At 63.8% G+C, this 2,876-nt stretch carries 3 protein-coding genes and 3 pseudogenes; 2 read left to right on the top strand and 4 right to left on the bottom strand.

Going from position 1 to position 2,876, the window contains the following annotated elements; all coding sequences use genetic code 11:
• The 3 genes and pseudogenes from AZG88_RS22345 to AZG88_RS22335 form a co-directional block, all read right to left on the bottom strand.
• A pseudogene (locus AZG88_RS22345) lies at positions 1-383 on the bottom strand (aldehyde dehydrogenase family protein); the annotation flags it as partial.
• A 23-nt stretch (positions 384-406) separates the two neighbouring features.
• On the bottom strand, positions 407-721 hold the full coding sequence (locus AZG88_RS22340; protein ID WP_005243522.1) for a hypothetical protein: 315 nt from the start codon (positions 719-721) through the stop codon (positions 407-409).
• Positions 722-765: 44 nt separating this feature from the next.
• Positions 766-1,140: pseudogene (locus AZG88_RS22335) on the bottom strand (NAD(P)/FAD-dependent oxidoreductase); the annotation flags it as partial.
• Between AZG88_RS22335 and AZG88_RS51910 the strand changes: the two are divergent.
• Together AZG88_RS51910 and AZG88_RS22330 are read left to right on the top strand one after the other, a co-directional pair.
• Positions 1,091-1,342, top strand: a complete 252-nt coding sequence (locus tag AZG88_RS51910) for a hypothetical protein (RefSeq protein WP_061045626.1) — start codon at positions 1,091-1,093, stop codon at positions 1,340-1,342. The pseudogene AZG88_RS22335 and the gene AZG88_RS51910 sit on opposite strands and share 50 nt — an antisense overlap.
• A 306-nt stretch (positions 1,343-1,648) precedes the next feature.
• Positions 1,649-2,683 (top strand): LacI family DNA-binding transcriptional regulator, encoded by a 1,035-nt coding sequence (locus AZG88_RS22330; protein ID WP_005243516.1) that lies wholly within the window; start codon positions 1,649-1,651, stop codon positions 2,681-2,683.
• Between the two features lie 85 nt (positions 2,684-2,768).
• On the opposite strand, the pseudogene AZG88_RS51905 reads toward AZG88_RS22330, so the two are convergent.
• Positions 2,769-2,876 (bottom strand): annotated as a pseudogene (locus AZG88_RS51905) (ATP-binding cassette domain-containing protein); the annotation flags it as partial.

Raw genomic sequence — 2,876 nt, 5'->3', positions numbered from 1 at the left:
AAGTTGAACGGTGAGATGATGCCGACCGGGCCGACGGGCTGGCGGAGGGAGGAGACGTCGATGTTGGTGGAGGCGTTTTCGGTCATGCCGCCCTTGAGCAGGTGCGCGATGCCGCAGGCGAATTCGACGACCTCCTGGCCGCGGGAGACCTCACCCAATGCGTCGGAGACGACCTTGCCGTGTTCGGCGGTGATGATTTCCGCCAACTCGCCCTTGCGGGCGTTGAGCAGTTCCCGGAACTTGAAGACGATGGCGGAACGCTTGGCGAGGGAGGTGTCGCGCCAGGCGGGGAACGCGGCGGCGGCGGCGTCGATGACGGCGCGGGCGTCTTCGACGCCGGCCAGGGCCACCTGACCGGTCACGGCACCGGTGGCGGGGTTTGCCGTCGAGCCAATGAGAGATGACGTCAGACATCGGTGAACCTTTCACGTTTCGAGCTGGTGACTAGTGGAGGGGTTGGGGGGTGTGGGTGGTGCGCCGGCGGGGAGGGCTCGGGCCCGTACGAGGTGGGTTCTTGTCGGTAGCACAGACCCAGCAGTGTGCGGTGCATGTCCTCGCCGACCTCACTCGCCGGCCGCACCCGCAGTGCGCGCGCGAGCCGGTTGTAGTAGGTGCGCGAGGTCATACCAAATTCGACGAGGAGGTCGTCGTCGTGCGGCCCACCGAACGGTGCCCAACGCAGAGCGAAGTTGATGAGGTCGTCACCACGTTTCTCTTTCATTGGATCTCCGATCGAATGAGTGGACAAAGCGAAGGGGTTGTTGATCAGGAGGCGCGGGTTGCCGGCTCGGCTTCGCGTGCAGCTGTGCCGATCAGGTTCCCGAGTCCAGGTTCGATGTGCGCTAGGCGCGGGTTGCGGATCTGGTTGTGTTGCCCTGTCACGGCGGCGCGGGCGCGGATTTGCTGCGCGGAGGTGGTCAACTGGCCGCGTCCGCGGCCGAGGAACGACGAGGTCCAGGACAACAGAGTGGCGATGCGGCTGCGAAAGCCGACGACGTAGACGAGGTGCACGGCGAGCCAGAGCAGCCAAGCTACAAAGCCGCTGAACTCGAACCGTCCGACTTGCGCGACCGCACTGAACCGGCAAACCGTGGCCATGCTGCCTTTGTCCCGGTATTGGAAAGGTGCCCGCGATGATGGTCACATCGACGTCGGCTCGTTTCAGGCCTTGCGTGGCGAACAGCCCGCCGAATCCCGAGCCGATCACCACGACCCGGTGGCGTTCGGGGTTCTGGTGCGCTGGCGTGGTCATGTGAAAGCCTTTCCGGCGGAGTCCTGTTCGATCTCCGAAGTATGCGTGCAGATTTCTGGAGTTGAGGTCGGCGGCGAGCTGCGTGCCTGAATACCGAAATGTCGGACTATCGGTCACCGAGTGATTGCGGTGTCGGCAGCCCGGTCTCGACTACGGCCGGTCCGAAAGCAGTACAGGCAGGATCGGTGCCACAGGTGGCCACTGCTTTCCTTTCGGTCTTCGCCGCCGGGATCGGGTGACGGGTCGACGCGGACGGACCACGCCGGGAGGCTCGTTGCCGAAGAACTGGGGGAGTTGCTCGTCAGAAGCGTGTTTCGCTTACCCCTGTTAGTCTTGCTGTGATACGTGCCTCAATCAACCGCCATCATCCATCATTTTCACCTCAAGGGGGAAGTTGTGGCGCACAGTCGTTACAAGGTTCGAGAGATTGCCCAGCAGGCAGGTCTCAGCGAGGCGACGGTCGACCGCGTGCTGCACAACCGCCCGGGCGTCAGGGAAGGAACCCGCGCCGAAGTCGCGCAAGCGATCATCGACCTGGACAAACAGCGCTCCCAACTGCGGTTGGCGGGGCGAAAGTTCCTCTTCGATGTCGTGATGCAGGCTCCGCCGCGATTTTCCGGAGCGTTCCGCGAGGCGGTGGAGGCGGAACTACCCTCCCTGGCACCTGCGGTGGTCAGGACCCGGTTCCACTTCCGGGAGACCGGTTCGGTACCGGCCATGGTCGAGGTGCTCGACAAGCTCGTCACACGCCCCTCGCAAGGCGTCATCGTCAAGGCTCCCGACACCATCGAGGTCTCCGACGCCATCGACCGGCTCACCGAGGCGGGGATCCCGGTCGTCACCTACGCCACCGACGTGCCGAGCAGCAGTCGGGTCGGATACGTCGGTATCGAGAACCGGGCGGCCGGTGAGACCGCCGCGTACCTGCTCGAGCAATGGCTGTGCGACACCTCGGCAAGTGTGCTGGTCACGCTGAGCAGCAATGCTTTTCGTGGCGAGGAGGAGCGTGAGATGGGGTTCCGCGGCGCGCTGCGCCGCTCGGGCAACGTCGGGGGTATCGGATCTCAGCGCACACTGATCGACATCTCCGAGAGTGAGGGCCTCGACACGACAGTCGAGCATCTCGTCCTCGACGCCCTCGAACACAACCCTGATATCGAGGCGGTCTATTCGATCGGTGGCGGCAATATGGCGACGGTGCGTGCCTTCGAGAAGCTCGGTCGTAGCTACCGTGTTTTCATCGCCCACGACCTCGATCAGGACAACAGGCAGTTGCTCCGTGACAAGAAGATCTCGGCCGTCCTCGATCACGATCTTCGGTCGGATGCGAACTTGGCGTGCCGCATGCTGATTCAGGGACGCGGCGGGCTGTCGGGTGTGACCACGGCGATGTCACCGATTCGGATCATCACTCCCTACAACATGCCGTGAGGGTGTGGTTCTGGAGTATCGGCGCACGACTGCACCGCCCCGGAGTTTCCGGGGCGGTGCAGTGTGATGTGGCGTGGAAGGTAGTTCAGCGGCGTAGTTCGTGGGTGAGTGCTTCGAGTTCGTCGCCGCCGGCCATTTGCTGGGTGAGTTCTTCGAGGCTGATCTCGTCGAACGTGCAGTCCAGTTTCTGCCG

Origin of the sequence: Rhodococcus sp. LB1 (assembly GCF_001583455.1) — a bacterium.
Classification (GTDB): domain Bacteria; phylum Actinomycetota; class Actinomycetes; order Mycobacteriales; family Mycobacteriaceae; genus Rhodococcus_F; species Rhodococcus_F opacus.
This window is presented reverse-complemented; position numbering and strand designations above follow the sequence as displayed.